The organism is Chryseobacterium taichungense, assembly GCF_900109935.1.
In the GTDB taxonomy this organism is placed as follows: Bacteria; Bacteroidota; Bacteroidia; order Flavobacteriales; family Weeksellaceae; genus Chryseobacterium; species Chryseobacterium taichungense.
Map to the genome: position 1 here is coordinate 19,013 of NZ_FOBV01000010.1, position 26,896 is coordinate 45,908.

The window sequence follows — 26,896 nt, forward strand, 5'->3', positions numbered from 1 at the left end:
ACCGACAAACTACCGAAAGATTTCTGTTTTGATTTCCAAATTTTGTCAAGTGATAAACATTGGAAATATGGAAATATCAATTGTAACCAAAGAGGATCTTCAACAGCTGAAAAATGAACTGCTGGAAGAGATCAAAACTTTACTTGAAAAAGAGAACAGAACCCAGAAAGAATGGCTTCGAAGTTCGGAGGTCAGAACATTGCTGAACATTTCAGCAGGGACTTTACAGACGCTACGGATCAACGGTTCGCTGTCTTACACGAAGGTCGGAGGAACCCTCTACTACAGCTACAAAGATATTCAGAAACTTCTTAGCAGCGATAAAAAGTGATATTCATTGGTAACAGCATTCGTATGAAACAGTCTAAAAATATCATTCGCCTTTTTGAAAATGTGGTCTGGGACGAGCAAATGCTCCCCTCCCACATCAGTATGTATGTTTCGCTCCTTCAGTTGTGGTCAATCAATCAATTCCGGAAGTCTTTCAGGATTTATCGTGATGAAGTGATGAAGCTGAGCAGGATCAGATCTCTGGCTACCTATCACCGGTGCATTCGCCAATTGCATAATGCAGGCCTGATCCACTATTTACCAAGCTACGATCCTTACAAAGGAAGTCTTGTTGAAATTATTGAAGAACGGGATCAGTCGCCGCGAAAAGCAAATACTCCAACCCAAAAGGCACAAAAGTTTGTCACTCCCGATCTTTTTGAGGTCGAGCTGTACTTTACAGAACGTGATCTTTCTTCTTGTAAAGCCCTGGCATTTTTCAACTTTTACGAGTCACAAAACTGGAAAGTACACCGTAACAAGCCGATGTCGAGCTGGCAGGCTGCCGCAAGGAACTGGATTTCAAAACAGCAAAAACAAGTGCTTACTCACCAATAAATAACGCAAAACTCAGTTATGAACAATATAGATCCGAAAACACCGCTCTGGAAATTGACCGTGGAGGAATACCTGGAAGTGATGAAAAGTATTTGCCCCGAGAATAATTATGAGTTTGGACTCAAAGGATTATCCAATATCCTCGGATGCTCAATCTCGAAAGCCTCCGAAATAAAGTCGTCCGGAATACTGGATGAGGCGATTATTCAGCGGGGAAATATCATCATTATTGACAAGAAGAAAGCTCTCAAGCTTTTTGCAACCAAGTAGCAATGTACTACCTGAAGCTCATACAGAAGTTTTGGAATTTCAACCAGAAGGCAAAGCTGGACGCAAATGTTATTACAGTTTATTTCTATCTGTTGAACTTTGCGAATGATTGCGGTTCCTACACGGTCAGCATTTCCGACCGGAACTTAAGCAAAACCTTAGGTCTATCCAGAAATACCATAATGGCCGCAAGAAAGAAACTGCAAAGCCTGGGAATCATTCATTACAACAAAGACACCGACGGTGCTGCAACCTACCGTATTCTAATAGACTACGACGCAGTGGCATCGAAGCCTGAAACAATTCAATTAGATACCATTTTATTAGATCTTGTTGTGCCGCAAAATGAGGAATCCATTGTCTCCTCCCCGACTTCCCTGACTTCCCTCGTTTCTGAATGCGAGCAAAAAGAGCCCGAGCAACACGAATTAAATGATGAAGACACTGCGGAACCGACTGTGAAAGGAACCGGGCAACCGTCGTTGGATACATTCCTTCAATATGCCCAAACACTGGAGGGCTACGAGCCGTCATTGGATCAAAAGATCACAGAAAAATATAGTTCCTGGGAAATGAATAACTGGAAAAGTGTCTCCGGAAGGCCCATCACCGATTGGAAATCGTCGCTCAAAAACCTGATGCCTTTTATGAAGAATACAGCCGATAAGGATCTATCCCTTGACTCCATCTCCAGGATCAAGCGGCCAAAGTAAGAAACAGCCAGGTTCTTTCTATAATATCAATTCAAATACATCCCATCTCTAAACAGCACTGAATGATGGCAATTCCTGAAAAAGAGGTCAGACTGGTACGCAAAAACTTTGAAAACAGCACGGATAAGGTGCACGACAGAATCCGTATTGGCAACCGGTTTGTCGATGATTTTATCTTTGACGACAACCAGGCTGCCGATATTCCGATCAACGCACTGCGGGTTATTTTCAATATTATTTCGCAAATCAGCAATGAGCAGTTTCGTCCCGAAGACCGTCCCAAGCAGCTTTCTCTGTTCGATGATGAATTTGAGACAGACAACAATATTTTCGCAGCAATGAAGATCCGAAACAGTAAAATTTCGCCAAGCGGTTCATCAAAGCAGGTCATCGAAGCTTATGAGTTTTTAGCTCAATTCAAAATGGGTTGGTACCGGTCTGTCAATACCAAAGGAAAGGAAATCAGGACCTTTGGCGGTTTGATCTCTACACCAAGCTATGACCAGCGCGGTTATACCAGTTTTCTTATCAGCAGTTACTGGCTAAAAAAATTACTGGTCATCCCGGAATACAATTACTTACTGTACAACCTGGTCTACAACATCCGGAATAATAAGCATATCATTTTTGCGATCTGGCTGTCTAAACTTCCGGAGACCGGAACCGCTTTAAAGCTTGAAACGCTGAACAATAAATTCGGTCTTCATTACAAATCTGCCAATGATTTTTGCTTTAAATTTCTAAAACCGGCTAAAGCAAGCCTGGACCAGTTCAATACGCTTTCATTCCGCTACCATTACCGTGGTGATACCATCGATATTCAGCCTGTCCTTTTAAGTGAACGATCGGGTAATAATGCATTGCAACAGAAGAAAAACAATACCCTGGTCACCAGAAGGCTTCGGTATTTTAAAAACAGGTACCGCCTTACCGAACGGCAGATGAACCAGCTCGCCTATCAGTACATCCACATCATCCAGACTCGTGAGCTGATCGAAAAGGCCTTCAAAAGATTCATCAGGGATAACCGGCTTCAAAAAATCAGGTCAACAGAATATACCGGTATTCATTTTCTGAATAAACTGCAGGAATACCTGATCCTGATCTACCGGGAAACCAAAATGGGCGAATTGCTGCCTAATGGTTATCCCGTTATTATGTGATTTCGGAATTGCGCTCATCCGTATTTCGGAATTGCACTCATTCGGAATTCGGAATTGCACTCGTAAAAGTTAAAGAATTGTTAAAATTGAGGTTTTTTAGCTGCTCATTTCGGAATTGCACTCATTCCGAGATTTGCATAACCGTAAAAATTGTGGATAACTCCCTGAAATTGTGGATAATATCAAATATTGACAAAAATGGCAATGATGAATTCGGAATTGCACTCATCCGATAATCGGCCCTTTTTCGGAATTGCACTCATCTCTATATCGGAATTGCACTCATTCGGAATTCGGAATTGCACTCATCTCAAAAATAGCTGTATCTGCCTGTCAGAAGGCGCCAGGGGGAATTACTAAAAGTATATTAAAAGTAATTAAAAAGTTCTTTTTTTTATTAAAAGGGAAATGTGAATAAAAATTTGCTTTAAAAAAGAAAAAAAAATGAATTGCAAAAACATCAGACAAAAGGTCAGTATCCGTGCAGTCCTGGAATCTTTCAGCCGTTTCCCGGTCAAAGAAAACCGAAGAACCGCTTTTTATTTTGCGCTGGACCGTGATGAGAAAGTTCCCAGCCTTTCCGTGGATTATGTCAAAAATACAGCGTTTGATTTTGGAACGGGAAAAAGTTACGATGTGATCTCCATCGTGCAGCAGATCAAACAATGTTCTGTTTCGGAAGCCCTGCAATACCTTTCAGCACTTGATCTTTCATTTGATCCCGGGCAATTGCCTGTAGAAAAGCCGTCAGAGGTTTCTTATAAAATTTTAAAGATCAAAAAGATCAGGCATCCTGCGTTGATTCAGTATCTGGACGCCCGGAAAGTTCTTGAACAGAAACATTTCCTGAAGCAAATTGATTATGAATTCTACGGCAGGAAGTATTTCGGAATCGCTTTTGAAAATAATTCAGGCGGTTTTGAGGTGCGGAATACCTACACGAAACTGTGCCTGGGCTTAAAAGACGTTACTTTGGTTCGGGCCGGATCAGAGCCAACTTCCGAAATTGCTGTTTTTGAAGGGTTCTTCGATTTTCTCACGTTCCGGAACCTGGAAAATAAACTTAACTCAGGGTGTGATTGTCTTATTTTAAATTCTACGGCCATGCTTTTCAAAGCAGAACAGATTTTACAAGAATACCCGAAGATCCTGCTGTTTCTTGATAATGATCCAAACGGAAAATCCGTCGCCTTGAAGATCCGGAATGACTATCAGAATGTAGAGGATTGTTCATTAATTTACCACGGCTATAAAGATTTGAACGAATGGCTCATCAAAACTAAAGAGCCTTAGTCAATAGTTTTCAGTTTGCATTACGGTTTTCCGTAAGAATAAAATAATGATAAAGATTTATCCTGTTTATTCTTTGTAACCATAATACTGGTTTTTTGGTATTCTAATGAATTCTTGCATATAAGATCTTGATATATTGGATATTTATCAATTTTTTTTATCTTTATATAAGATATTATTAGTAAAACACAACGTTGATACCATTGCATTGAAGCTGCCTGCAGAATTTGAAGACCAGTATGTAAAGGAAGTGATCTACAACCGTTCTTTATCAGCTTTGCCTGGTGAAGAATGGAAAACTGTGGAAGATTTTCCCAATTATGCCATATCGAGCTTTGGCAGATTAAAAAGTTTGGAACGGTGGACGTTCTTACCCAACAAAACAAAAGGTAAAAAAGAGCCGGAGATGATTATGAAGCTGGTCATCGTCAAGCAGTCGAATCAGTATCTTCAAAAAAACTTTTACCAGTTCCATTGCACCTTATCCTCGGATGGCAAAAAGCACCGCAAATCGATGGCGAGGCTGGTTTATTATCACTTTGTAGAAAAATTTGATTACAACGATTATAATATTAAGATTGCATTTAAAGACGGCAACAGCCTGCACCTGCATTATACCAACCTCGAAAAGATATCGCATAGCGAAAGCCGTTACAGAACCTTTCAGAGCAACAGAGCGAGAAACCGAAATGCAATCTATTCACAGCCGGTCTCCCAGTATGACATTGACGGGAACTTTATCGCTGCCTTCGACAGTATGTACAGCGCTGAAAAGGTGGCCGGTGTCGGCTGTGAAAACATAATGGATGCCGCGCACGGGGTGTTCCTGACAGCCGGCGGCTACCGGTGGTTTCTTAGCAGCCATTCCATTACCGAAAAAGATTTTGAGGTAATTCCAAATTTTAAAGGTAAACAGAAGATTTTTAATCAAACGGTGTGGAAAAACCTCGGGAAACCTTTAGTTGAAAGGAAGAATCCTCCGGCTTGTATGAACCTGTCTTTGGAAGACCTGCCCGGTGAATGCTGGAAGCCGATACCCGGTTCAGGAAACCGATTTGTGATTTCAAATAAAGGACGGGTTAAACGCCTGAGCGGCTGGATCACTGAAGGCCGGAAAGTTTTCCTGAGGGAACACATCCTCTCTCAATATGTCGACTTTTTCGATGGGAAGCCTTATGCCCTGCGTTGTATCCTTCGGCATCAGAAAAGAAACAGATATTTATCGGTTCCCAAAGCGCTGGTCTGCTGTTTCGTCCGGGAATTTGATATGGAGGACAAAACATTTGCGGTGGTTAATAATAATGAACCGTTCTGGAAATTTGATCTGTCTAAAATGTATTTGACTCGTGGTGGCTTGGTAATTACAAATGATAAGTAATTGGTCATTTATAACAGATTTTCATTTTAAAGACATTCCAGAAAATCACATTCCTTACGGTGACCTCTTTTATTTTCGTTGATCAAAACGTTCCGGAACTGATCTCTGACCGAGGTTAGGCTTTTTACTGTTGCAAATGTAGGACAGTATCATTCACTCAAAAAAATCTTTTTGGGTTTCTAAAAAAATTCTCTCCGCTTCACTCCGACAATTTTCCCAGACACTCCTGAATTCTACGAACAAAAAGATTTCAAGCCCGATCCGTGAGCAGTTTGCTTTTAAGCTGAAACGAATCGGGTTTTGTGTGCCTGATGCTGTCCTATCGTCATCGGCAAAGAAAAAGCCGGAACCTCAGTTATACGAATCAATTCATCTGCAGACGTTCTTTGACATCAACGGAACAATAAAACGGAAACAACGATAAATAATGCTTTTCAACATTTGAAAAAGTAAAAAAAGAAGAAAGCCGAGTGTCCTCGATACCCAATCAGTTCAGTCGGAATTTTTAAGCGAAAAACAAAAAAAATCAAAACAATTAACATTTAAATCGAAATATTATGAACACCATCGTAGGTAGAGTAACCAAAAACGCAGAAATCAACATTCTTAAAAACGACAGACAGGTCGTTAATTTTTCAATCGCCATCAACGATAACTACAAGACAAAACAGGGCGAAATTAAAGAGCAGACTACTTTTTACAATTGCTCGTACTGGATTAACGCCAAAATCGCTCCGTATCTCATCAAAGGGACTTTGGTGGAATTATCAGGAAGAATAAGCAGTAATGCGTGGATAGGCAAAGACGGTGAAATTAAATCGGGTCTTAATTTCCACACCTCAAGAATTAAGCTACACGGAAAAGCCAACACAAAAAAAAACCATCAACAGCAGACTTCGGAAACGCCTAAAGGCAATCCTTTTACAGAAGATGAAAATGATGATTTACCATTCTAACAGCAACTACCTTATGGATGCACAGTTTAATTTTCAGCTCAGGTCTGCCAAAGATAAAAAAGACTGGGATCAGATTACGGCTTACTATAAGACCTATTGCGACCGAACAACAGCCCTACGCTATGCAAGAAAGCTTTCACGGATTTTCAAATCGGAAATCAGAATGACGGAGGGTGCCGACCCTTTTAAAACAAGTGGAACATACATTAATGAAAACAACGGTTAAACAAATTTTATAATACTATGAAAACATCACTTCAACCTACAGAATACCTGCTTATCAAAGCAATGACCGACAGCGAATGGGACGACTGCGGATTTGCCATTATCCGAATTTCAGAAGAATGGAAAATGACCCAAAAGAAAAGGCTCGAAGCTGTTAAAGCCGTGGAAAACGACCAAGATTTGAAATGGCTGAACTATAATGATACGGATGTGGAATTTTTCAGGTTTTCAGACCAATATCCCGAAATGGAAGAATTGTTATCCGAAAGGAACCGAATTTTTATCGAGCTGGAAACGGATGATCTGAAAAAGCTTCTGCAACCCGAAAATAACCTGAACTGCTACCAGATGCAGGTATTCAAAAACGGCAACGCCATTTACAATGCCTTCGGAAAGCATACGGGCGATGAGTTTTATACGGAAGAGTTTTCATTGTGGGAACTCACCTGATGATTGCTCAAAATTGAATCTTCATCTTTTTAATCTTACACTCTAATCTTGAAACTACATCAATATGCAAACTAATTTTTTCAGACAGATCGCCAAAATGAATCTCACAGGAGATTTGCAGTTAACGATACGACCCACTCAGGATAACTGCTTTGTTATTTCCGTATTGCTCAATAATGAGCAATGCGGGGACGAAGCAAGAAAGCTGATTCCGCCCCTCAATCTGAGGGGAACGGCAGAAGACCTCGACAATGGCTTTTTTGAAAATGTTGCAACGCCAATGCAGACCGCTTCGGGCTTGATGGTGGATATGGATGCCTATATGAAACAGGTGGAGGAAGCCAAAAAGAAATCGGCAATGGAAAAGGAGAAGGCAGACCGCGAGAAAAAGGAAAAGGAAGCCAAAGACAAAAAGTACAATGAAGCCTTGCAGAAAGCCCAAGAACTTGAAAAAGAGGGTAAATATAAAGAGGCGTGGTCTACCCTGCCCAAAGCTTCGGATTTTCCCGAAAATGCGGAACATATCCGCAAAAAGCAGGATGAATACGAGCGTCACTTTGCGCCAAGCCTGTTCTCTGAAACGAATAATGACAATGTTGAATCTTAAAATGAGCCTATGTTACTTGCAACACGATTAGACCGGGTTTTTATACTCAAAGAAAACGGTCAGGACATAAGACTGCCTGACCCTGAACCTCAATGGACGGTGGAAACGGTAATGAACTTTTACGCCAACACATACCCAATTTTGACTACCTCAAAAATTTCAGCCCCAAAAATCAAAGATGATGCAGTAGAATACCGATTTGAAAGCGTAGTCGGAACAAAGGGCTGAATTGAATGGATCGTTTTAGGCTGACAGGTGGAAGATTTTCATCTGCTGTCAGCCAACAGCGGTTCACTTATTTGCTACCATCAACCAACAACCGTAAACCAATAACAAAACCAATGAAAAATGCAACGCAAAACCATATCGGGCATCATTCAACCGCCCGAAGAAAAAAAACAAAAGCAACTGCACCGACAGTTAAGGGAATTCGCACAATGGATGCATCAGCCCAAGGACAGTTCGGAAATACAGAAAGACCAACGGAAATCAGTTCCCGTTTCACAGCTTCCGATGTTTTTCTGAAAACCTGCTTTATGCCCTTGTTAAAGGAAAATGACATCACAGCAAAACAGAGCCAACGCAGGAGAGCCAAAACGGAAAGGGATTTTTATAAGTCCCTTTCTCAGTTGGCTGAGCATTATGACATACAGCCAATGCCAACAAAGCATTTTGGTTATCCGTATAATGTAAGGCTTGCTTTGATGGACGTGCAGAAGCAGTTGAAAGCCAAGACCGAGAATTGGACGGGTGTCCGACTCATCGAAAAGAATGGTAAAGCCTATTTTACCGTAGAAGAAAGATGCAATACAGGGGCGACTTTGTTCTATATTCCGATTGTTCCGCTTTATCGATTGCTCCGCCAAAAGACACACAGAAAAGCAGGCTGTCTGCTGCTTTCCGTGTGTTCTTATCTCTACAGAAATGCAGGGATTCCCCATTACAGAATTGAAGATTCTTATCTCTACTGGAATTACGAAATGCTCAATGACTGGATAGAACAGGATCCGGAAATGGAGGATTATTTCGTTTGCACAAAGGAGTTGCACCGTGCAGAATTGATCGGTGATGTGATGGGACAAAAGATTTCAGACCCGAGGAATCTGCAATTTTTTGAGCATCGTTTGAAAGGGTTCAACCCTAAAGACCATTTCGACAAAGCGTGCTTTGAACTTGCCAAAAAGGTATTTGCGCTTTACAGTCAATATCCCGATGAAAGCATTTTCAGAAATGCGCACTATAACAATGCCATCGACCCTAAAACTATGGATGAGAATGGCTATAATGATTACAACGAGGAAAATGTGGTGACAATGGACAAATACATTTCTTTCTTCGCAGAGGGTGAAGGCGTGGTTTACGACAACTTAGTCAGTATGATCAATAATGAATTCAACGAATATGCGGAAGCTCAGGAACCGATTATCTTTAAAACTTTTGACGGAAATTCTCTCTTAAATGAAAGTCTGGACTTTGAAAATAATCTATTCAAGGTGCTGAATGAATTGTGCCGATTACTGAATTAAACCACCTCCTAATCACAAATAAATCCAAAACAGAACGCTATGAAAAATAATACAAATACAAACGAAACTATCGAAACTGATATTACCCATAATTTCGGTCCGCTCTATTATCCAAAATCTGCATTGGTGTTTTATGAAACCGATGATTACAATCCCGACGGCTATGTTGAACATTTTGATATTGACGGCAACGGACACCCTGTCAATGCACATCCCTTAACCGTAAGGGAAGCCAACAGGCTGGCAAAGTCGCTGATGATTCACAGCAGGAAAGAAAAAGATTTTCTGAAACCCAATGGGGTGATGTCTGAAAATGTCCTTTATATTGATTCGACAGAAAACGGAAAAGTAATCTGGTTGACAAAAGGACAGATACGACCAATGTTGTTTACCGAAAAGCTGTCTATTCCCAATGGATCGGCGGAAGTACCGCCTTTGCTATGGTGTGCCAACAGGCAGGGAATGAAAATATTTGCGTTGGATTCGGACGAACGCCCGAAGGAGAATACGCCCCTTTTCCACGCCCCGTTTTTTAATGTGTATGAAAGCGGAAGCGTGTGTATGGGAACTGTTGACATCAACATTAAAAAATCCGCATCATTGGAAGAGTTTATGGCGCAATGGGAGCATTACTTTTTTAATTCTTATTTCAGCCATCTGGTCAATAGCCATAACCCGATCAAAGGCAATTGTGTGAACCTCTGGAAAGGCTTAATTCAAAATCAAGGCTCTTTTCCGAAAGAGGTTCTGGTTAATTCCAATCTAACATTAAAAAACCTACTCTGATGATAAACAATGAAAAACCAAAAGTCCATTTTACGGACGAAAGCCTAATCTATCCAACCAATCCTGTTACGGTCAATCTTATCGGGGCAGGCGGAACAGGCTCTAAGGTACTCACCGCCCTGATGGAAATGAACCATTCATTGATTGAACTCGGACACGCAGGATTGCAGGTACGGCTTTGGGATGATGATACGGTGGCGGAAGCCAATATCGGCAGGCAACGTTTTGCAGAATGTGAGGTCGGTCTTCCAAAGGCGGTTGCCCTGATTAATCGGGCAAACCGCTGGTCAGGAACCAACTGGAATGCGGAAGTCAGCAGGTTTGAAAGGGATGCTGTAGGCAGGATTCACGAACCAATGCAATCCACATTGTATATCTCCTGTGTTGATAACGTCAAATCACGCTTTGAAATTGCGGAGATTCTTAACGAATTGAAGCATTACAGCAGATCATACCGAAACAATATCAAGTACTGGCTGGATGCAGGCAACGGAAAAAATACGGGGCAGCTTCTGCTCTCAACCATCGGGAATATTAAACAGCCTGATTCGGAAAAATACGAAACCGTGGCAAATCTTCCATTTGTGACCGAAGAATTTGGAGACCTGTTAAGACAGTCCGAGCAGGAGGATGATACGCCAAGCTGTAGCTTAGCCGAAGCATTGGAAAAGCAGGATTTGTATATTAATTCGACATTGGCACAGATGGGATGCTCCCTGTTATGGAATCTGTTCCGAAACGGATTGACGGAATACCGAGGGTTTTTCCTCAATCTTAAAAATTTCCATTCACAGCCCATTAGGGTTTAACAAACCGCCTGATGTAAAAGTCGGGCGGCAAAAATGCAATTCCTCCCTGCGGTCGGAAACACATTTTTGCATCAATCGGAGCAACCCTATTTCTAAAACATTACCCCGGCTTACCTATTCAGAAATATTTTGAAAAAAGGTTGCGGCTTTCTTGTTGTACTTTGATTGGAATTCAAAAAGTAAATCGATGTATGATGATGTACACCTAGGTTTTAGTTCCAGTTCACTTTAAGGTCTCTGAATTCTAAATTCGCCCTTGATTTTTCAAACGTATTTCTTTCTAATTGGGAAATGGTTTTGAATCGGAACATTTTGATAAACATCGGTTCTCCCTGCACCTCCTTAAAGGAGAAAGTAAGCTTTACAGGGACATTCTTTGACAGCTGAGGATAGGTCTTACTTGATTTATACAGATCAATTTTGTACTCGTTTCCTTCCACATCCACAACGGATATGTCCTCAATTGTCATTTTTTTATTTTCATCTTTCGATTCGATCAGGAAGGTAATTTCAATATTCTTCCCGGCCTTATTGCCTTTTACTGCCGTTATTGTATAGATGGAATTTTCCTGCTCACTTTCCAGAACGGGTTTATTAAGATCAAGAGCTTTCTTCAGGTATTCATTTTCGGAAGTCAGCATTTTATTGGCCGATTGCAGCGTTTCATTGTCTTTCTTCAGGGCATCGCAATTCGTCTGACCGTATCCGTATGCCGTCATTACTACAGCACCTAAAAATAAAAATCGTCTCATATCCATTGTTGTCATTTCTTTTGGTTATCGTAGTCCAAATATAAGGATAAAATGGCTTCTATTCAATGGATTGCCGTGAAAAATGCGGTCGGTATGCTTGCCACCGACGGGCGTTTGTTTTCAGGTTGCAAAAGTATAAATCCCGTTTCTGCTCAAAAAAATCTTTTTGGGCTTCTAAAAAAATTCGCTCCGCTTCTCTTGGCTAATTTTCCCAGACACTCCTGAATTCTGTGAACAAAAAGATTTCGCAGCCTTCATTCCTTCAGATCCATTCCGGTTTTGGCTGAAACGGAATTTCTATCGTCAGAAAGCAATGAAAAACGACTGGCCCATCGGACACAAAGCAAAGCGCTCTTTACATTTTTAATGAACAATCCAAAATCAATATCAACCCTTTACATTTTTTAACTATGAAAAATCCAGGTATTTCAGCCAATGAATTTTACAACCATTTTAGCGGTACTGAGCAGTATTACGCTTATTTCTTCGGATTCGTCTTTACGGATGGCGTTAAAATTATTGCAGAAGAAGAACAGTGCTTCTGGCTGATCGCCTGCATTGTATCGTATCAGCTTTCTGAAAAGTTCCGTCAGGAAGAATTCCAGGTCTGGAAACTCGAAAGAGTGAAAGAAACGCAGTTCAGGCTTACCGCAACTGACGGAAATAACAAGGTACTTGCCACGCAGGACATTTCGTTTTCTGATTTCTTCTTTAACGAGTTCACCATCTGGAAAGAAGGCAATGTGCTGCTGCTGCCAAGTGAACATTAATCTTAAGAACCTCACGATGTACAGGCAATCGTGTTTAATAACTTTAAAAAATTATAACAATGGGAACTTATGCTATCATCTATTTAAAAAAGGCTGAAAAAGCCGTCGAAGTCAACGATCTGTTAAAGAACAGCTATCAATTGGAATACGAAACGTTTAACGGCGTGGAATATGGTGTGTTTTTCACAGAGGAAATGTTTATAGAAGATTTACGCCTTATGAATGAAGACGAGGAAGGAAAAAAGAACCTTCCGCACTACGCACGCCCGATTTCAAGGGAAACCTACCATTCTCTTCTTTTTGGCGCAGAAAACTGTTTCGGAGAAATCGGCACTGCCTGCTTTAAAATTTCCTGTGTTGACGAAAAGGATATGCAATATATCAGAGCGCTTAAGGCGTTTATAAAAAATCCTGAGTATAAGAACTATATCAATTTTAAAAAATCAAAACATCTGCAGGACTTCCTGCGACTGAAGTGATGATCTTTATTGAACCGCAATCTGAGCCTGCTCAGATTGCGGTTTTGTTTAGGTTTAAAATTCTTTAAAAGGCAAAAATACAATTCCTCCCTTCGGTCGGAAATGCATTTTTGCGCAAAGCGTTGCAACCCTATTTCTACTAGAGTTCCGTGCAGTTCCGAGATGTTGAAAAAAGGTTGCGAATCAATTTAATCGTCAAATTATTCACAAAGAAGCTTTTGCTCAACTTCTTATGCGATCATTAAATTAAGGTGCAGTTTTTGGTGAAAACCCAGCAAGCGCCCAATGACGCCAAATTGCCCCAACGGGACAGAGATCGATATGCTTTTCCCAAGGTGCATTATCACATCGCTCATCTGTTATATCATCTATTCCTTCCAATTCCGAACTTTTTTTGCAAAACCCTTTCAATTCACAAGGTGTAGGCGATTGATTAGTAAATATTTTTAGGATTTGATTAATAGCCCAAAATAGATGGGGTTGAAAATTTTCCGGGTTGAATTGACTAGGTAAAGCAACGGTACCTTTATCCTCGCTGTTTACTACAAGAGGAGAACCGAAAGCCAGGTAAAACATAGCGAAATCTTTATTATTCTTTAAATTTCCACCTTGAAGAAAGTCAATTATAAACTGGGGATATTCTCTTCTGAGAATTGTAATGCGATCAAATAATACGTCGATCCATTGATTATTGCCATCAAAAATACTAGCCTTGAAGCTCTTTTTTATCGAATCTCTTACCTGCTCCACAATAACGTCTAAATCGAAATGATTTCCTTTTAAGAAAGCACTCAGTACTTCATAAAGTTTTGATATTATCTGATCATTATCCAGATTAGTTTCAATGAATTTTGATTTACTTAGAAATTCCATAGCACGGATAAAACTTAATCCGGGATGGTATGTCATTAGTGAACAGTCACAAACGGCTATAAGTAGAATAGTGTACTGTGCTAATTCAGGGTAAATTTTTTGTGCGATTTTTTCAACTACCAGGTAGGGATATTCATCAGCTTGAACATTAGCACCCTGTGATTGTAAAATTTCTGAATAAACATAACGTTCAGAAAGGTAAGCCATACCTTCAGTTATCAGAATACCTCCAAGACTCACCTCAAAATTTGCATTTGATTTTGCATCATTCAAAGTTACTTTTATAATGTTAACTTTTTCATTTTTATCATTAAATACTTGGCTTCCATATTTATATGAAACCAGCTCTATTTTCGTTCTTTTGGGATTAATCTTACTTCCAAGATAGATAGGCTGCAGACAAAAATTTGAATATCCATAATCACCTTCTCTGGGTGAAAGTTTTAACGGAACCTGAAATTCCTTTTTATTTTCTTTAAAAATTCTTGATGCACAATCCTGAATGTAATAGTTGATCGTCGAGATATTCACTAGTCCATATATGGTTGAAATATCCTGTATAAAATGAATATATTCGTGTAGATACAATGACAGGGCACCATCTGTTAATTCTTGTAAGTTCTTGAATTCAAAGGGTAAATCAATTTTTATTTTGAAAAATGCGGGTCTGTAATAACATTTTAGAAAGTCTAATTGGTCATTCATTGGATATCTTTAATTATTAGTTTTTAATAAGCTGCAAATTGCAACAGTTTTCACATTACTTATGATAGAAAAAGTGGCTTAATTTAAATAAAATATACCTATTTGCAGAATAACTTAATGCAAAAAGTTTGGGCTCTAAGTCATACCACAGCTCTGGTTATGTTTGGAACCACAATTCATCTTCATTTGCAACAGTGATTATACACTCCTTGTCAGAAAAAATGTTGGGATTTACATTTGAGAAGTGATGTTTAAAAGCTTCCCTATTTATAGAAAAAATTCAAAAATTTTTAACCACGGAATTTGTTCGTTACATTTGTTTGCAAGAAGAAAGGAAAATGATTTACACCATACCAACAAAGAAAGGTTTAGGAATTGAGATTTGGGGAACGCGCGATGATCTGGAATACCTATATGATATTGTCTCAAAATTTTGGAATGATCCGTCGCTATCACCAATAAAAGGGTATGAAGATAAAAATCATCTCATCAGCGGTTTTTCTCACGAATTACGGAAAGCATCTTATGGAAGCAGGCTGACCAGAACCCATAGCCATTATTCTTTCGAGGAAATTCCATATTGTGGTTTTCAGGTTTCCTGGGTTCATATTATATTCTCTATTGCCGCACTGAAATATTTTAAATTAATGAAAAGCGATAAGGCGGATATCGCTATGTTTTTACATTTGGAATACTGGATAGAAAAGGCAATGAAAGATTATGATTCAGTCGGAGCCGTTAATCTCTTACCCTATCTGGATGACGCTATTCACGCTGGTAATGAAAATCTGTATCTTTATATGCGGCATATCAATTCAACATTTTTTGGATTGAAGGGCGGAAAGAAATCGTTTAGAAAATTAGCGCACCTGATGCGGACTGCCGTCTTTTCAACGGATGAATACAATGATTTAAGAAACTTTCTGCAGTCGGAAGCTAAAAAGCACAACTGTAAAGTTGAGGATTTGGAACTGAATGATGATGACACGATATACGAAATAGAATGGTAATAACAGCTATTAATTGCTATTGAAAAATGACTGATAAATCCCTGCAATCACTTATTGATAATTTAAATTCAGGTAATACCGAATCTTACCTTATCTTCCGCAGACCTCTCAATCAATATGTCGATTTTGCTAAAATCTGGATTGAAAAACCCACGGTAAATGATAATGTAACCTCTTCTGACGGTCCCGATCATTTTTACCTGATTAAAAATAATGAGGGTGTCTTTGTCGCAACTGTATATGATATGCGCCGGGATTTACACTGGTTTGTATTACCTCAGTACCGTGGTAAGGGTCATTTGACACAATCAATGAAGACTACCATTATTCCGCATTTGTTTTTGAGTAGAGATCAGCAAAGAATTACCATTGACGAAATGCAGATCGGACCCCTGAATTTTAAAGCTTCCCAAAAAGTTGCATTGGACTTAGGCTTTATAAAGAGTGAAGAGAAAGACTATATCCTTTTGAAAGACCATTCTACTAAAGAAATTCTCAATACAGGTGAAAATTCAGAACTCACCACTGAAAGAGTAGGTGAACTTAGAAAACAAATCAATTTCTTAGCCCGTTCATTGTGGGCCATACAAACCGAAATAGAAATGGGATACGGAAAGACAGAATACTCCGAAGAACTTCAAAAACTTGTCAGGCAGATTAAAAATCACACCTGGAAAATTGAAGATTTCTGGTATAGCAGCGGTCGTGAAAGCGAACGATAATGCAGCAACAGTTTTTCAGCTTTATAATTATGATTTGAAGGAAAGCTGATAATTAAAATCAATTTCAAATTTAGTCTTTTCATCCAGGCTGTCATATCTCTCCTTCACTAAAGGATACTTATTGACAATATTCTTTATCATAATACTAGTCATTAAATAAGAATAGAATAACATTAAATATAAGGTTTCTTTCATATGTTCGTGTTCCATCAGATGCTTTGTCTCCTTCAGTTGAAGGACAACCAAACCTTCGGAATGGGCATATACTGAAGCATTATAATAGAGTTTGGAAAATACGCCTGCATCGCTAAATTTTGATTCTGAAAATATGGTATCCCAATTTTTAAACAGTTTTCCGGATCCATTTTCAAGCAAGCTTCTTTGTTGCTTTTCTGTGAGCTTCTGAAAAAATTCATTATTTGAGATATTGTTTTTCAACCGTTCAATGGCATCTTGTTCACTTTTTACTCTCTCATTATTTATAAATTTTGACTGAGAGAATACTTTAGAGCGCAGCATCATCGAAGACATAATCCAGGATTCGTACCGGAGTTTCTGTTCATTTTCGTCTTCTGGATTGACATACAAATGTTGATACATTAATAAAGTCTCGTACTGTGATCTCACAATCGTTATAATAGAAGACAGATCTAGAAATTTAATATCGGAGCTTTTATTGTCGTAAAATCTGGATGAAATCGAATGTCCCTTTGATAAATCTAACAAACTCAGGTTTTGAAGATGCAGTTTAATAACCAATTGTTCAGAATAGATATCTTTTTCTGGTAGGTCAACTTTCCGCTCTGCAAGGATCTCGTGTAAGTAGATCAGTACATCGGAAATTTCAAAAAGTCTTTTTTTAATGTCTTCAATATTCCTGCTTTCGTAAAGTTTATAAAATTCTATAGCCCATAAAGGTTCATTCCCTAAATTCATTATGTATTGTTTAGCTCAAATTTATACAAAATCTTTATGGCTGTAATACATTTTGTTTATTCGTCTCACTCATTCAATATAATAATGTCGTTTTTGATTCTATAATAAAGATTTTGAATGAACTCAACTCATTTTCCTCCTAGGCAATCCAATCTCGTGTTCCTGCGGGTAAGGCTTCCTGAAAGTCATACTCACATCTTCCCGGATATTATTATAAGCTTCATACGCTTTGTCTTTATCCAAAGTGTATCTTGGGTCGGGGATGAAAGGCATTTTTGCCATTTTTAAAATGGTTATGGTGGGAAAGTGAAAGTCTACTTCCACAGTTCCTAATAATAAATAGCATCCACCACCCTGAAAAGGATATTGAGTTAGATTGTCAGGGAAATGCGCTGTATCAAAATATTCACCCTCCGCGTCTATCCACGTTCCGAAATACATCGTCCCTCTTTTGGTGGGAACGTGCTTTCTGGAAATCAAGTAGGCAAGCATTTTGACTTGCTTCTTATGGTATTTCGTCAGGTCTTTTACCATTACACTTCCCCTATATTTGGTCTGTAATAAGTCGAATGGCCTCACTAAAACCGGAAATCCCAAGATCTCAATTTCATCAAATGCATCCTCCAAAGGATGTCTTTGCACCTTTGGAAGGGTATATTCTTTTTGCGGTTCTTCCAGTAATGTTAAATGCTTAAAAGACGGCCTGTTTCCTGCTAAAAGAAAACGGGCTTCAATTAACAGTTCGTGCTTTTGCTTCCCGGTAAACCGGAATGCTCCTATTAATATCAAGGTCTGTAAAGTCTCAATACCAATAGGGATTCTTTTGACAAAGTTTTCCAGGGAGGTATAATCACCGTTGTTCTTTCGTTCTTCAGGAATTGAAACTGCGATTTTACTTTCCAGCTTTTCAATATGCATCAGCCCTAAATAAACATCTTTTTCGTAAACAGTAGTCTGGTATTCGCTTAGATTGACACAGGGATTTAAAATGGTTGCACCTGACATTCTCGCTTCGTGGACATATACCTCTGTTCTGTAGAAACCGCCGCCATTGTTTATCGCCGAAACCATAAACTCGATAGGATAATAAACCTTTAGATAAAGGCTTTGGTAGCTTTCTACCGCGTAAGATGCCGAGTGGGCCTTGCAAAATGAATAGCCTGCAAAGGATTCTATCTGGCGGTAAACCTCTTTGGAGAGCTGCTCCGGATGGCCCAGGGATTTACAGGATTCAAAGAAATGGTCTTTGACTTTCTGCAGTGCAGAGAGCGAACGTCCTTTTCCGCTCATTGCCCGGCGTAACACATCGCCGTCAGCAGGTGACAGGCCTCCGAAATGAAGGGCGATTTTGATAACATCCTCCTGGTACACCATAATGCCATAAGTCTCCCCCAATTCTTTTTCAAAAACCGGATGAAAATATTCAAATTGATCAGGATTGTTGTGACGGAAGATATATTCCTTCATCATTCCGCTTTGTGCTACGCCCGGACGGATAATAGACGATGCCGCCACCAATACTTTGTAATTGTTGCATTTTAATCTTCGGAGAAGTCCGCGCATGGCCGGACTTTCAATATAGAAGCATCCAATTGTTTTTCCCCTGCTCAGAAATTCATTGCATTTCTGTTCATCCTTTGACAAGCTCACATCTCTAATATTGACTTTGATACCCCGTTTTTCTTCGATGAGCTTCACTGTATCGTTGATGGTTCCCAAGCCCCGTTGGGAAAGGATGTCGAATTTTTCCAGACCGATTTCCTCGGCCACGTGCATATCGAACTGGACAATCGGAAATCCCTTCGGCGGCATTTCCAATGCCGAGTAATTGGTGATGGGTTCTTCAGAGATTAAAATTCCACAAGAATGCATACTTCGCTGGTTTGGAAATTTCTCTAAAAGTTTTCCATATTTGTGAACCATTGCTGACACCGAATTAATATCGTGCTGTTCAATGGATTTGGAGGCCAGTTCATCCAGTTCCTCTTTTGGCAGACCAAATGCTTTTCCTACCTCACGGAAAATCGATTTATACTTAAATTCGACGTTCGTGCCGCAAAATGCCACGTGGTCTTTTCCGTATTTGTCAAAGATGTATTGTAAAATGGTATCCCTGTTCTGCCAGCTCCAGTCGATATCGAAATCCGGCGGTGTTTTTCGGTTCAGATTCAGAAAGCGTTCAAAGTACAGATCAAGCTCCAGCGGGCAGATGTCCGTAATGCCAAGACAGTAGGCAACGATACTATTGGCACCACTTCCGCGACCGACGTGCATAAATCCCATCCGATTGCTGTACTGGATGATGTCCCAAGTGATAAGGAAATAAGCACAGAAATTCAGCTGGTCAATGACACCCAATTCCTTATCCATCCGTGCTTTAGCCTTTCCGTCATCATTAGGATATCTGTTGGTAAACCCTTTATAGGCAAGTTCCTTCAAGAGCTTTATATCGCTGTCTTTACTTTCTGTAAAGTTTTTTTTGTTTTTAGGGGTCTTATAATCAAAATGAAAATGGCATTGTTCAAGTAATCGTTGGGTATTTTCAATAATTTGCGGATAATGCTGGTATTTTTCTAGAAGCTCATCCTTCGAAATCAGCTTCTCGTTTTGCCTACATATATCATTTTCATCAAGTTTAGTGACCAACGTATTCCGGTCGATGGCACGCAGAATCTTATGTAGTGTGTATTCTTTCTTGGTTGTAAAAGTCACTGGCTGTAAAATGACCATTCTTGGCAGATACTTTCTGAGGCTGGAATTAATCAAAAGATTGATTTCTTCAGGACGGATGCCGATGTATTCATTTCGCTGAAGTTTCTCAGGGTAATTGCTCAGAGGATATACGACAAATACATCCGGCAGATTGGGGCGATGTAATGGCAGATCTTTTCCTTCACAATTATGTAGCGTCAAAAGCCTGTTGATTTGTCCTATGCCTGATTGATTTTTTGCCAGGCAGATGTAATGCTGTTTATTGTCAGTTCTTATATCCACACCCACGACCGGCCTGATGTTGCTTTTTTCACATAATCTGTGAAAGTCATAAATGCCGGAGATACAATTGATGTCGGTCAAAGCGGCCACACCGATTCCCAGATCAACGCACTGTTGAACCAATTCTTTAACGGAAATGGTACCGTAACGTAAGCTATGGAAAGAATGACAATTGATGAACATAACATCGTAATTATTGGTTTAAAAGTCCGGAAGCCCGTCCGACACTTGTCGCTCCGAACCTCATTTTAATTTTATCCATCGTTTGATAAAGACTGATAAGCTCTTCCGTATCTTCAAACAGATTCATCTGGTGGCATCCGTGTACCAGACCGGTGAACTTTACACCGATAAGTCGGATTCGCATTCTGCGGTTATAAACCTTCTCAAATAATTCTAATGCGTATTTGAGCAGCGTATGGTCGGATGAAGTGTAAGGAATCCTGTGTTGCTTGGTCTCCGTATCGAAGTTGGAGTACCGAATTTTTACCACAACGGTAGAAGTCAGCCACTTCTCCTGACGGAGCTGGAAGCATAACTGTTCCACCATTCCTGACAGTGTGCTCTTTATGCCATTGATATCGATGGTATCCTGTGAAAATGTATTTTCCTTGGAGATAGATTTCCTGTCAGAATAAGGGACAACAGGCGTTTCATCAATACCATTGGCTTTTTTCCAGAGTTCCTGTCCGTTCTTTCCGATCAGCTGATGCAGGACATCAACAGGCATCTCTGACAGCGTTTGGATATTTCTTACGCCCAGCCTGGACAACAATTGAAAGGTCACATTGCCAACCATCGGAATTTTCTTAACTGAGAGCGGGTTCAGAAAAGGTCTTATATTCTGTTCGGGAATTTCAAGTTTTCCGATGGGCTTAGATTCCCCGGTCCCGATTTTTGAAACGGTTTTATTGGTGGATAAAGCAAAGCTGATGGGCAGACCGGTATTTTTTCTGACAGCCTCTGCAATTTCCGTGGTCCATTGATAGCAACCGAAAAATTTATCCATTCCGGAAAGATCAAGGTAGAATTCATCAATACTTGCCTTTTCAAGAATTGGAACTTTTTCCTGTATGACTTCAGTGACCGTATGAGACATATTGGAGTACATTTCCATATCTCCCCGGATTACCTTTGCCTCCGGGCAAAGCCGTAAAGCCATCTTTATCGGCATTGCACTTCGTACCCCAAAATACCGTGTCTCATAAGAGCAGGATGCTACCACGCCTCTGTCCCCGCCACCAATGATAAGCGGCTTTCCAACAAGGTCGGAGTTTTTCAGTCTCTCACAGGAGACGAAAAAGGTATCCAAATCCATATGTGCTATTGCCCGTTTCATTTGACAAAATTAGATTCATTTTGTATCATTTTTATTATATTTGCTGATACAATTTGTATCAATGTCAGTTTTTTCAGATAATATCAGGTTTCTAAGGCATAAAAAAAGTTTGTCCCAGCAAAGTATTGCAGGCAATTTGGGGATAAGCAGGGTCCGTTATGCCAAATATGAAGACGGCCGATCCGAACCTCCGTTCGATGTTCTTCTTAACATCTCAAAATATTTTAGCATCAGCATCGACCTGATGCTGACTTTGGATCTGAGAAAATATCCTTTGGAAGATATTATCAAACTGCCGGATAACAGGATTGTTCTTCCAATACTGGTCGATGAAGCCGGTGAAAATAAAATTGAAATTGTCCCCCACAAAGCGTCAATGGGTTATCTTGAGGGATATAATGACCCGGGATATATTGAAAGCCTGCAGTATATGTCATTGCCTTTTCTGAGAAACGGGAAATACAGGGCTTTTCCAGCAGAAGGTGATTCGATGCCGCCATTTAAAGATGGCACCTATATCATTGGTGAATTTGTTGAGAAATTATCTGAACTCAAGGTAGATAAAACCTATCTGATTATTACACAAAGTGGGCTGGTTTATAAAACTATCGAAAAGATTAATCATAATTCGATTATTGTTAGTTCGAAGAACATTTTTTATGAAAATTATGAGATTCCTTTCAGTGAGATTGTTGAAGTCTGGAAGTTCGTAAAAGCCCTTACAGATGAATACGAACTAATTGATCTGACGGATAGTGTAATCAAAGATATGTTTTTGTCTTTGAAAAATGATATGAAGAAAATGCGGGAGGAGTTAAAGAAAAAATATTAGTTTTCTTCGCTTAATCATTATCAATTATTTCAATGTATGGGTTTAAACTTTCCATATACCACAAATTATCGTTTTCATCATATTTAAAAACCACTCCAGATTTATTCAATGCAGGCATGAAATCAACATTACCCCATCCTTCATGTACAAATTCAAAGTCAGGGCTAATAAGATATTTTTTACCGTCGATAATTTGAGCAATTAAAGTTTGGGTTTTTTCATGAGTATCTCCAAACTCAAAAGATGAAACTCTATCTATTTTTAATCGATCTTGCATTGATGTCTTTCTAAGCATTTCTAGCCACTCTTCAGTAGTCTCGCTGACAAATAATGAGTAACTATCAATATTGGCAATTAAGGTTCTTTTTATTGTTGAAACCGGTTCATCACCAGAAAAACCCACACAAAAATCCCCCAATTCATTTGCAGCTGATCTAGACCTTATACCCGCTTGGTAAATTTTGACTTTTATGATCGAGGGTAAGCCAACTTCCACAAATAAAGATAATTCCTCTAATACTGTAGCCTGTATATCCAAATCTCTGCTTTTAAACTTTCTTGCTATTCCATTTAGAATCCATGGCAATGAGAATGAGTAAACATCAGTTACAATTTCAGCTCCTTTCTCTATATGGAAAATTTTATAAGCATCATCCCCGCCTAACCATAATCTTCTTATTTGAGCAACGTTAGGATATTTTAAATACTGTCCTCTTTCATTTAAAACAGGTAAATCTTCAATAGTTGTTTCAATAGATTCCAGCAATTCTAATAAATTTTCAAATGTGCCTTCAGTTAATAAATATTCGTCAACGTTCGAAATTAACTGATCCATATTATCCTCAATGATTAGATCACTGTTAAGAGGAATACCAGATCCAACAATCGACCTCCATTTGTTTCTATTGTTACTCACTTTTGCTACAATACCAATTGTTCTTGCCTCAATAAAATCCAGAAATTCTTTATGTGAGATATTTTTCTTGGAGGATATTTGAATATATGCCAACGATTTTGAGAAGAAATCTTCAACCCAGGAAATACTAATATCACCTTCAGGATTGTGAATTAACAGTAATGAAAGTAGAGTGTCATCTACCCAATCTAGAATTTCATCAATTGCGTCTGCCTCTTCGCCAATAGCTGAAATATTATTTTCTGTTATGAGTTCTATAAGAAGACTAAAATCTACACCAATATTGTCTGCATAAGTTTTCAAAGTACTTATTAAAGAGAGTATTCCGCTTTCAGCGTAGTCAATTTTTTCTTTATTAAAATAGTTTTTTCGAACACTATTAAATAAATTTAATCTTGATTTTTGACTTTTGTTGTTCGTATCAATTGCTACTAAAATCTTACCTTCATGATCCACAAAAGCGCGTCCAGCTCTTCCCGCAATATTCCAAAAATCTCTAGCCCTGACTGGAGATCCAGCTTGATAAAGAGTTGAAAAAATGACTGTAGAGACTCCTAAATTTACACCTTGACCTAAGGTCGAAGTTGAAATAATTACCAATGGTTTCTCCTCTCTCATAATCCGCTCTAATGGAAGGCGAACATCACTATGTAATGCTGCATTATGACATAAGATACCCATTTTTGCATACTGCAGCCACTTATTATCAGGACCATATGTTTCAGCACATGCTAACTGAAATATTCTCCATAGCGATTTATTTTTCCATTGATAATCATTCCCACCATCATCCATAGCCTTTAAGTAGGCCTCAGCCATCACAAAAACAGAATCTTTCAAACCAACGAAAATAAGTAGCGGACCAAATGTTCTTAATTTGTACGCAGTTGTTGCCACTGCTTCATTTTTATCACTCGGAAAATATCTTATTCGTTCTTCACCACGATATTTATATCTTGAAACTTCTTCTGAAGTAATAAAATACGGATTAAACGAACTTCTCTCATGATCCTGACTTTCCCAGTTTAAACTTACATTATTGTTTCGCCATTCTAGTATTCCTAAGCGCTCATCTGAAGGCCTCCAACCATTTTTAAATATGGCTTCATTGTTATCAGTCAGCCATTGTGCAAGATCTTCAGCGTTTGGTAAAACGGCAGATAGTAAAAGAAATCTACCTTTATTTTGCTTCATGTGAAATCGAAGTTCTTCATAGAAAATCTCATTCATTACTAATCTTTTATCTTCTCCCAGAAGATGGCCTTCATCTAAAATAGTCAATGTGACATTATTTATGATATCGTTATTTGCCCTGAACAAAGCTTTCGCTTTTTCAGGAGTAGCAATGATTACCTGAGCTTCCATGATACTTAACTCATCAAGTTTGCTAAATAAGCTTCCTCCATAAAGGTGTGATACCACTATGCCAGAGCTTTGAAAAACTTTTTCTAAACTATTCTCTATTTCAAATGCTAAAGATCTAAATGGAGCAACGTATAAAATTTTTCCATCCGGATTAGATTGTATAGAATGTAAAATTGCTATTTCTGCAATCCTAGTCTTTCCACTGCTAGTTGGTATACTAACAACACACCCACACTCACTATTTATAACTTGATCTAACGCCGCACGCTGGGTAATAAATAGTTCATAATGTCCTCTCGGTTGCAAATAAACAAGCGATCGCAAATAATTTTTAACTTGAATATTTTCGATATTAAAGTATTTAGCAAGCACATTCCATATTGCAGCTTCATTAAAGCCGTTTGAAATTAAGAGTAATAATCTTATTATCCACCATATGCCAGCGTCTTCCTCTAGTTCTGCAATTTTCTTTAGATTCCTAAGTAAAAATCTGGAATTTTCTAAAGCTTGTTGATTTCCAGAAGTATAGAATTGAATAAAGCCATTTAAAGATTTTGCGATAGTAATCTCATAAATTTTTTGATTACCTTCCTCTTCACTATTCTCGGCAACCTTATCATCACGGTATTTGCTATCCATTAGCATAGAAGACAACAGATCATTAAGTTGTATAAAGTTACGTTGTAAAAAAAGCCCTAACATTGAAGCTATAATTGTATTCGCTTCAAATTTCTTAATCAGTATAAATGCTTTGGAATATTCAAATGCTACATAATATGCTAATGATGCTACCAGACCATAGTAATCACTAACAGTTTTTCTATTTGTCTTTGCACCATGAATAACTTCCAGTAATGAAGCACCCTTTTCTAGAGGAACACTAGCGTTAGACAAAGCTTCATTTTCAGCATAGTTACACCCTAAATGCAAATATTGTAGGGCTAATAAATTGAGTTGGTCATCATTAATTGTATATGGTGGGTAATTTTCCTTATTTTCCTCTGTATTAAGCAAAATATACCTTGCATTGGCCTGTGCAAAATAATTTTGTATAGTAGCATCAGCATCCAATCTTTTTAATTTACTAGCGATTAGTTCATTATTCATATAGCAGTTGGATTATTGATTATTGCATTGGCTTCATAAAAAGCATTATAAATTAATGACTTTGGATCATCAATACCTACTGAAATTATAACTGCATCAGGATTATCATTTGTATAATTTTTTTCTATAAAATCAGATGTTTTGTCATTGCTAAGTAGTAGCCCGGCATATTTCATATTACCTTTTGACTTTATTTCGTCTAAAATGAATTTCTCCAAAAACTCTGCTAAATTAACTGTATGATCATTATCATAAAGGCGGTCCAATAAAAAAGTGTAAGATAGTGGTAACTTGTCTTTGCTTATTGCATTACTCAGTTCGGAAACCACCGCCTTATCCGGTTTACTCCTAAATTTGGCTTCTCCAAGGAAAACCTTTATTTCCTCTTTTCCAAGTTCACTATTAATTACATCAATTATCAGTGCATCATCACCTTTCATTGATTGGTTGACGTTTGGATTATAATGAAATTTAAAACATTTTATAAGAGTTCGATCTGAATTACAACCTAAAATGTATTCAATCAAAATTATTTCGGTAGCGTTTCCTTTCATGGTTCGGTCTGCACTCGGAATCTGTCTATGCTGATTAGCATAAGCTGGAAAACCAATGTTTTTATACATTCTCCTTAGTCGTCTCAATTTAGATGGACTGTAGTGATGTTCAATTATTTTATTAGCAAGCCAGGAGATAAGTTCGGAATCATTCGATGCGAGTTTACTTGAAAGTGCTCTATGACAACGATTTTTAGTACGCTTTATGTTGTCGCTATGAAACCATTTTTCAAAAAAGCTTGGTGCTATAGGATGAGATCCTAAAATTTCGTCTTGAGAAAACATTAATAAATTGATTGGTCATTAGGTTATGTTTATAAAGTTAATCATTTTAAAGATATAATCATTTAAAACCGTATATAAATTATTGACATATTTTTAGTTCTCAAATGAAACACCGAAAAAGAAAAAATATAAGCAATCACACTTCTATTCAATTTTTTATCATAAAGAGTAGACTTATTTTTAAAAATAATGA

General features: G+C 38.5%; 27 protein-coding genes. 20 read left to right on the plus strand and 7 right to left on the minus strand.

The window, feature by feature from the left end; translation table 11 throughout:
• The first annotated feature begins 67 nt into the window (after positions 1 to 67).
• The 15 genes from BMW64_RS17560 to BMW64_RS17630 all read left to right on the plus strand — a co-directional run bounded on the left by BMW64_RS17560 (position 68) and on the right by BMW64_RS17630 (position 11,064).
• Positions 68 to 331 (plus strand): helix-turn-helix domain-containing protein, encoded by a 264-nt coding sequence (locus BMW64_RS17560; protein ID WP_090001513.1) that lies wholly within the window; start codon positions 68 to 70, stop codon positions 329 to 331.
• A gap of 23 nt (positions 332 to 354) precedes the next feature.
• Positions 355 to 888 carry a hypothetical protein gene (locus BMW64_RS20515; protein ID WP_098972696.1) on the plus strand — a complete coding sequence of 178 codons (534 nt, stop codon included), beginning with the start codon at positions 355 to 357 and terminating at the stop codon, positions 886 to 888.
• 18 nt (positions 889 to 906) lie between these two features.
• Positions 907 to 1,158: a DUF3853 family protein gene (locus tag BMW64_RS17570; RefSeq protein WP_078797545.1), complete on the plus strand. Its 252-nt coding sequence runs from the start codon at positions 907 to 909 to the stop codon at positions 1,156 to 1,158.
• A 2-nt stretch (positions 1,159 to 1,160) separates the two neighbouring features.
• Positions 1,161 to 1,871 (plus strand): helix-turn-helix domain-containing protein, encoded by a 711-nt coding sequence (locus BMW64_RS17575; protein WP_090001517.1) that lies wholly within the window; start codon positions 1,161 to 1,163, stop codon positions 1,869 to 1,871.
• A gap of 62 nt (positions 1,872 to 1,933) precedes the next feature.
• Positions 1,934 to 3,034, plus strand: coding sequence for a hypothetical protein (locus tag BMW64_RS17580; protein WP_228400951.1), 1,101 nt, complete (start codon positions 1,934 to 1,936; stop codon positions 3,032 to 3,034).
• A 444-nt stretch (positions 3,035 to 3,478) separates the two neighbouring features.
• Positions 3,479 to 4,327, plus strand: coding sequence for a toprim domain-containing protein (locus BMW64_RS17585; RefSeq protein WP_090001519.1), 849 nt, complete (start codon positions 3,479 to 3,481; stop codon positions 4,325 to 4,327).
• A gap of 136 nt (positions 4,328 to 4,463) precedes the next feature.
• On the plus strand, positions 4,464 to 5,705 hold the full coding sequence (locus tag BMW64_RS17590) for an NUMOD4 domain-containing protein (protein ID WP_090001521.1): 1,242 nt from the start codon (positions 4,464 to 4,466) through the stop codon (positions 5,703 to 5,705).
• Between the two features lie 557 nt (positions 5,706 to 6,262).
• Positions 6,263 to 6,661 carry a single-stranded DNA-binding protein gene (locus tag BMW64_RS17595; protein WP_090001523.1) on the plus strand — a complete coding sequence of 133 codons (399 nt, stop codon included), beginning with the start codon at positions 6,263 to 6,265 and terminating at the stop codon, positions 6,659 to 6,661.
• Positions 6,642 to 6,887 carry an addiction module toxin RelE gene (locus BMW64_RS17600; protein ID WP_228400952.1) on the plus strand — a complete coding sequence of 82 codons (246 nt, stop codon included), beginning with the start codon at positions 6,642 to 6,644 and terminating at the stop codon, positions 6,885 to 6,887. Before BMW64_RS17595 ends, BMW64_RS17600 begins: the two co-directional genes overlap by 20 nt.
• A 17-nt stretch (positions 6,888 to 6,904) precedes the next feature.
• Positions 6,905 to 7,336 carry a hypothetical protein gene (locus BMW64_RS17605; protein ID WP_090001525.1) on the plus strand — a complete coding sequence of 144 codons (432 nt, stop codon included), beginning with the start codon at positions 6,905 to 6,907 and terminating at the stop codon, positions 7,334 to 7,336.
• A 64-nt stretch (positions 7,337 to 7,400) separates the two neighbouring features.
• Positions 7,401 to 7,943, plus strand: a complete 543-nt coding sequence (locus tag BMW64_RS17610) for a PRTRC system protein E (RefSeq protein ID WP_090001527.1) — start codon at positions 7,401 to 7,403, stop codon at positions 7,941 to 7,943.
• A gap of 9 nt (positions 7,944 to 7,952) precedes the next feature.
• Positions 7,953 to 8,171: a PRTRC system protein C gene (locus BMW64_RS17615; RefSeq protein WP_078797553.1), complete on the plus strand. Its 219-nt coding sequence runs from the start codon at positions 7,953 to 7,955 to the stop codon at positions 8,169 to 8,171.
• A 5-nt stretch (positions 8,172 to 8,176) separates the two neighbouring features.
• Complete coding sequence (locus BMW64_RS17620; RefSeq protein WP_228400953.1) at positions 8,177 to 9,469, plus strand: hypothetical protein; 1,293 nt, start codon at positions 8,177 to 8,179, stop codon at positions 9,467 to 9,469.
• A gap of 39 nt (positions 9,470 to 9,508) precedes the next feature.
• On the plus strand, positions 9,509 to 10,255 hold the full coding sequence (locus BMW64_RS17625; protein ID WP_090001529.1) for a PRTRC system protein B: 747 nt from the start codon (positions 9,509 to 9,511) through the stop codon (positions 10,253 to 10,255).
• Between the two features lie 2 nt (positions 10,256 to 10,257).
• Positions 10,258 to 11,064, plus strand: a complete 807-nt coding sequence (locus tag BMW64_RS17630) for a PRTRC system ThiF family protein (RefSeq protein ID WP_090001692.1) — start codon at positions 10,258 to 10,260, stop codon at positions 11,062 to 11,064.
• Between the two features lie 212 nt (positions 11,065 to 11,276).
• Here the strand turns inward: BMW64_RS17630 and BMW64_RS17635 are convergent, their stop codons facing one another.
• On the minus strand, positions 11,277 to 11,816 hold the full coding sequence (locus tag BMW64_RS17635; RefSeq protein ID WP_090001694.1) for a transposase: 540 nt from the start codon (positions 11,814 to 11,816) through the stop codon (positions 11,277 to 11,279).
• A gap of 410 nt (positions 11,817 to 12,226) precedes the next feature.
• On the opposite strand from BMW64_RS17635, the gene BMW64_RS17640 reads away from it, so the two are divergent.
• Together BMW64_RS17640 and BMW64_RS17645 are read left to right on the plus strand one after the other, a co-directional pair.
• The gene (locus tag BMW64_RS17640; protein ID WP_090001531.1) at positions 12,227 to 12,586 is read left to right on the plus strand and encodes a DUF6876 family protein; all 360 of its coding nucleotides are present in this window, start codon (positions 12,227 to 12,229) and stop codon (positions 12,584 to 12,586) included.
• Positions 12,587 to 12,645: 59 nt separating this feature from the next.
• Positions 12,646 to 13,065 carry a hypothetical protein gene (locus tag BMW64_RS17645; protein ID WP_090001533.1) on the plus strand — a complete coding sequence of 140 codons (420 nt, stop codon included), beginning with the start codon at positions 12,646 to 12,648 and terminating at the stop codon, positions 13,063 to 13,065.
• Between the two features lie 246 nt (positions 13,066 to 13,311).
• On the opposite strand, the gene BMW64_RS17650 is transcribed toward BMW64_RS17645, so the two are convergent.
• On the minus strand, positions 13,312 to 14,643 hold the full coding sequence (locus tag BMW64_RS17650; RefSeq protein ID WP_090001535.1) for a hypothetical protein: 1,332 nt from the start codon (positions 14,641 to 14,643) through the stop codon (positions 13,312 to 13,314).
• A 338-nt stretch (positions 14,644 to 14,981) separates the two neighbouring features.
• Between BMW64_RS17650 and BMW64_RS17655 the strand changes: the two genes are divergently transcribed.
• Both BMW64_RS17655 and BMW64_RS17660 read left to right on the plus strand, forming a co-directional pair.
• Positions 14,982 to 15,653, plus strand: a complete 672-nt coding sequence (locus tag BMW64_RS17655; RefSeq protein WP_090001538.1) for a DUF6904 family protein — start codon at positions 14,982 to 14,984, stop codon at positions 15,651 to 15,653.
• A 26-nt stretch (positions 15,654 to 15,679) separates the two neighbouring features.
• Positions 15,680 to 16,375, plus strand: coding sequence for a GNAT family N-acetyltransferase (locus BMW64_RS17660; RefSeq protein WP_090001540.1), 696 nt, complete (start codon positions 15,680 to 15,682; stop codon positions 16,373 to 16,375).
• 27 nt (positions 16,376 to 16,402) lie between these two features.
• Here BMW64_RS17660 and BMW64_RS17665 read toward each other — a convergent pair whose 3' ends face one another.
• The 3 genes from BMW64_RS17665 to dinB all read right to left on the minus strand — a co-directional run bounded on the left by BMW64_RS17665 (position 16,403) and on the right by dinB (position 21,644).
• The gene (locus tag BMW64_RS17665; protein ID WP_090001542.1) at positions 16,403 to 17,311 is read right to left on the minus strand and encodes a hypothetical protein; all 909 of its coding nucleotides are present in this window, start codon (positions 17,309 to 17,311) and stop codon (positions 16,403 to 16,405) included.
• A 123-nt stretch (positions 17,312 to 17,434) separates the two neighbouring features.
• The gene (locus BMW64_RS17670; protein WP_090001544.1) at positions 17,435 to 20,488 is read right to left on the minus strand and encodes a DNA polymerase III subunit alpha; all 3,054 of its coding nucleotides are present in this window, start codon (positions 20,486 to 20,488) and stop codon (positions 17,435 to 17,437) included.
• A 10-nt stretch (positions 20,489 to 20,498) separates the two neighbouring features.
• Positions 20,499 to 21,644 carry a DNA polymerase IV gene (gene dinB, locus BMW64_RS17675; protein ID WP_090001546.1) on the minus strand — a complete coding sequence of 382 codons (1,146 nt, stop codon included), beginning with the start codon at positions 21,642 to 21,644 and terminating at the stop codon, positions 20,499 to 20,501.
• A 61-nt stretch (positions 21,645 to 21,705) separates the two neighbouring features.
• On the opposite strand from dinB, the gene BMW64_RS17680 reads away from it, so the two are divergent.
• Positions 21,706 to 22,476, plus strand: a complete 771-nt coding sequence (locus BMW64_RS17680; protein ID WP_090001548.1) for an XRE family transcriptional regulator — start codon at positions 21,706 to 21,708, stop codon at positions 22,474 to 22,476.
• A gap of 10 nt (positions 22,477 to 22,486) precedes the next feature.
• Here BMW64_RS17680 and BMW64_RS17685 read toward each other — a convergent pair whose 3' ends face one another.
• Positions 22,487 to 25,864 (minus strand): DEAD/DEAH box helicase, encoded by a 3,378-nt coding sequence (locus BMW64_RS17685; protein WP_090001550.1) that lies wholly within the window; start codon positions 25,862 to 25,864, stop codon positions 22,487 to 22,489.
• Entirely contained in the window at positions 25,861 to 26,703 is an 843-nt protein-coding gene (locus BMW64_RS17690) for a Hachiman antiphage defense system protein HamA (protein ID WP_090001552.1), read from the minus strand. The genes BMW64_RS17685 and BMW64_RS17690 overlap by 4 nt, the downstream gene beginning before the upstream one ends.
• Positions 26,704 to 26,896 lie beyond the last annotated feature (193 nt).

Coding starts and splice junctions, on each gene's coding strand:
- BMW64_RS17560 (WP_090001513.1), top strand. CDS start 68: ATGGAAATATCAATTGTAACCAAAGAGGATCTTCAACAGCTGAAAAAT.
- BMW64_RS20515 (WP_098972696.1), top strand. CDS start 355: ATGAAACAGTCTAAAAATATCATTCGCCTTTTTGAAAATGTGGTCTGG.
- BMW64_RS17570 (WP_078797545.1), top strand. CDS start 907: ATGAACAATATAGATCCGAAAACACCGCTCTGGAAATTGACCGTGGAG.
- BMW64_RS17575 (WP_090001517.1), top strand. CDS start 1,161: ATGTACTACCTGAAGCTCATACAGAAGTTTTGGAATTTCAACCAGAAG.
- BMW64_RS17580 (WP_228400951.1), top strand. CDS start 1,934: ATGATGGCAATTCCTGAAAAAGAGGTCAGACTGGTACGCAAAAACTTT.
- BMW64_RS17585 (WP_090001519.1), top strand. CDS start 3,479: ATGAATTGCAAAAACATCAGACAAAAGGTCAGTATCCGTGCAGTCCTG.
- BMW64_RS17595 (WP_090001523.1), top strand. CDS start 6,263: ATGAACACCATCGTAGGTAGAGTAACCAAAAACGCAGAAATCAACATT.
- BMW64_RS17600 (WP_228400952.1), top strand. CDS start 6,642: ATGATGATTTACCATTCTAACAGCAACTACCTTATGGATGCACAGTTT.
- BMW64_RS17605 (WP_090001525.1), top strand. CDS start 6,905: ATGAAAACATCACTTCAACCTACAGAATACCTGCTTATCAAAGCAATG.
- BMW64_RS17610 (WP_090001527.1), top strand. CDS start 7,401: ATGCAAACTAATTTTTTCAGACAGATCGCCAAAATGAATCTCACAGGA.
- BMW64_RS17615 (WP_078797553.1), top strand. CDS start 7,953: ATGTTACTTGCAACACGATTAGACCGGGTTTTTATACTCAAAGAAAAC.
- BMW64_RS17620 (WP_228400953.1), top strand. CDS start 8,177: ATGGATCGTTTTAGGCTGACAGGTGGAAGATTTTCATCTGCTGTCAGC.
- BMW64_RS17625 (WP_090001529.1), top strand. CDS start 9,509: ATGAAAAATAATACAAATACAAACGAAACTATCGAAACTGATATTACC.
- BMW64_RS17635 (WP_090001694.1), bottom strand. CDS start 11,816: ATGAGACGATTTTTATTTTTAGGTGCTGTAGTAATGACGGCATACGGA.
- BMW64_RS17640 (WP_090001531.1), top strand. CDS start 12,227: ATGAAAAATCCAGGTATTTCAGCCAATGAATTTTACAACCATTTTAGC.
- BMW64_RS17645 (WP_090001533.1), top strand. CDS start 12,646: ATGGGAACTTATGCTATCATCTATTTAAAAAAGGCTGAAAAAGCCGTC.
- BMW64_RS17650 (WP_090001535.1), bottom strand. CDS start 14,643: ATGAATGACCAATTAGACTTTCTAAAATGTTATTACAGACCCGCATTT.
- BMW64_RS17655 (WP_090001538.1), top strand. CDS start 14,982: ATGATTTACACCATACCAACAAAGAAAGGTTTAGGAATTGAGATTTGG.
- BMW64_RS17660 (WP_090001540.1), top strand. CDS start 15,680: ATGACTGATAAATCCCTGCAATCACTTATTGATAATTTAAATTCAGGT.
- BMW64_RS17665 (WP_090001542.1), bottom strand. CDS start 17,311: ATGAATTTAGGGAATGAACCTTTATGGGCTATAGAATTTTATAAACTT.
- BMW64_RS17670 (WP_090001544.1), bottom strand. CDS start 20,488: ATGTTCATCAATTGTCATTCTTTCCATAGCTTACGTTACGGTACCATT.
- dinB (WP_090001546.1), bottom strand. CDS start 21,644: ATGAAACGGGCAATAGCACATATGGATTTGGATACCTTTTTCGTCTCC.
- BMW64_RS17680 (WP_090001548.1), top strand. CDS start 21,706: ATGTCAGTTTTTTCAGATAATATCAGGTTTCTAAGGCATAAAAAAAGT.
- BMW64_RS17685 (WP_090001550.1), bottom strand. CDS start 25,864: ATGAATAATGAACTAATCGCTAGTAAATTAAAAAGATTGGATGCTGAT.
- BMW64_RS17690 (WP_090001552.1), bottom strand. CDS start 26,703: ATGTTTTCTCAAGACGAAATTTTAGGATCTCATCCTATAGCACCAAGC.